A 2,417-nucleotide genomic window follows, 5' to 3' on the forward strand; every position below is an offset into this window, starting at 1 on the left:
GGCCTTGCTCGCGGCCGCCGCTCACGCGCAGAACGCGCCGCCGGCCGGGACCGTGGTGGACGGGTCGCTGAAGGGCAAGACGCTGACCTTCGTCTCCTATGGCGGCATCTACCAGGACGGCCAGGTTGCCGCGCTTAAGGAATTCGTCGACAAGAGCGGCGTCAAGCTTTTGAACGACGGACCGACCGAAATCGCCAAGCTTCAGGCGCAGGTCGAATCAGGCAATGTGACCTGGGATGTCGTCGACACGGATGATTTTCCGCCCTTCGTGCATTGCGGAAAACTGTTCCAGAAACTCGATCTGACCAAGCTCGACATCTCGCACATCCCGCCCGGACAGGTCGGCGAGTGCAGCGTGCCGGCGATGAATTACGGCATGGTCCTGATGTACAAGAACGACACCTACAAGGACAATCCGCCAAAGGACTGGAAGGATTTCTTCGACACCGCGAAATTCCCCGGCACCCGCGCCATCGACGGCAGCGGCAGCCCGCTCGGCGGCCTGATCGAACAGGCCATCCTGGCCGACGGCGGCAAGGTCGACGCCATGACGCCTGCCGATATCGACAAGGGCATCGCCAAGATCAAGGCGATCGGCCCCGACACCATCTTCTGGAAGACCGGCGCAGAATCCCAGCAGCTTGCCGAATCCGGCGAGGCCGACATGATCATCATGTGGACCGGCCGCGCCATGACGGCGGTCAAGAATGGCGCTGCCTATACGCCGGTGTGGAAGGACTGGCTGGTCGTCATGGATCAGCTGACCATCCCGGTCGGCGCCAAGGACCCCGATGCCTCCTACGCGCTGATCAACGCCTATCTCGGCAAGAAGTCGCAGGAGATCCTGACCGAGCAGACCTCCTACTCGCCGATCAACAACGAGGCACAGCCAAAGGTCGACGCGTCCGTCGCCGCCTTCCTGACCAACACGCCGGACCACGCCAAGCTCGGCTATCAGCAGAACATCAAGTTCTGGGTCGCCAACTTCGCCGCTGCGTCCGACAAGTGGACGGCGCTGATGGCCGGCAACTGAGCCGGCTACCACTGAGGTGACGGCGTGAGCCAGACATCGCATACGCCGACGGCCGGGGGTGATTATCCCCGGCCGTCAGGTGCCGTGCAGGGGCCGCAGCGGCGCCTGCGCCTTGCCGCCTATCCGTCGCTGCTGGCGATGCCGGCCCTGCTCCTGCTTATCGCGGCTATGGGCTATCCCTTGCTGACCGTCACGCTGCGCAGTTTTTCGGACCCGGCCTGGGGCCTGCAGAACTACGTCTGGTTCTTCTCCACGCCGGTGAACGTCACCGTCCTGTGGCGCACCTTTTCCATCGCCGCCTGGGTCACCATCGTCTGCGTCATCGCCGCCTATCCCTACGCCTATCTCATGACGGCGGTCGGGCCGCGCCTGCGGCTGGTCCTCATCCTGTGCGTGCTCGTACCGTTCTGGGTCAGCGGCGTGGTGCGTACCCTGGCCTGGGTCATCCTGCTGCAGGATTCCGGCATCATCAATTCGGTCATCAGGCTGCTCGGCTTCGACGGCGTGAAGCTGATCCGCACGCAGACCGGAGTCGTCATCGGCATGGCGCAGGTGTTGCTGCCGTTCATGATCCTGCCGCTCTATTCTGTCATGCGCGGCATCGATTTGCGCCTCGTGCAGGCGGCGCGCAGCCTCGGCGCGCGGCCCGCACGTGCCTTCCTGCAGATCTATCTGCCGCTGTCGCTGCCAGGCGTCTTCGCCGGCGCCATCATCGTCTTTATCCTGTCGCTCGGCTTCTACATCACCCCTGCCCTGCTCGGCGGCCCGCGCAGCACCATGCTGTCGACGCTGGTGCAGAGCCAGGTGCTCAGCCTGCTCAACTGGGGACGCGGCGGCGCCATGGGGGTCGTCCTGCTGGTCGCGACCTTCGTGCTTCTGGCGCTCGCCGCACCGCTGATGCGCCAGCGCCACAAGCAGGCGGCCAGATCATGAGGCTGGCCCCCTTCCGCATCCTGCTCGGCCTGTTCTGCCTGCTGGTCGCCGTGTGGCTGGTCATGCCGACGCTGGTCATCATCCCGATGTCGTTCAACGAGAAGAAGTCGTTGGCCTTCCCACCCTCCGGTTTCTCCTGGCAGTGGTACGCGAATTTCTTCACCAATCCCGATTGGCTGTCGAGCTTCTTCAATTCGCTGAGGGTCGCGGGCCTCGTCGCCGTTGCCGCCACGCTGATCGGCACGCTGGCGTCGCTTGGCCTCAGCCGCATGAAACATTCCGGCGCCGGCCTGCTGCGCGCTATCCTGATCACGCCGATGATCGTGCCCGGCGTGGTGCTGGCGATCGGCATCTATGCCGTTTACCTCGACTGCCAGCTTGTCGGCACCACCACCGGCTTCGTCATCGCGCACACGATGCTGGCGATCCCCTTCGTCATCATCGCCGTATC

At 64.3% G+C, this 2,417-nt stretch carries 3 protein-coding genes; all 3 read left to right on the forward strand.

What is annotated here, in order from left to right:
- The first annotated feature begins 4 nt into the window (after positions 1-4).
- Positions 5-1,033, forward strand: a complete 1,029-nt coding sequence (locus EOC06_RS26550; RefSeq protein ID WP_128309173.1) for an extracellular solute-binding protein — start codon at positions 5-7, stop codon at positions 1,031-1,033.
- 24 nt (positions 1,034-1,057) lie between these two features.
- A complete protein-coding gene (locus EOC06_RS26555) occupies positions 1,058-1,966 on the forward strand; it encodes an ABC transporter permease (protein WP_127319891.1) in 909 nt (302 codons plus the stop codon).
- Positions 1,963-2,417: ABC transporter permease (locus tag EOC06_RS26560; protein ID WP_368773605.1), on the forward strand; the 455-nt coding region annotated here is incomplete at its 3' end. The genes EOC06_RS26555 and EOC06_RS26560, both read left to right, overlap by 4 nt.

The organism is Mesorhizobium sp. M7A.F.Ca.MR.362.00.0.0, from assembly GCF_004023175.1.
GTDB lineage: Bacteria > Pseudomonadota > Alphaproteobacteria > Rhizobiales > Rhizobiaceae > Mesorhizobium.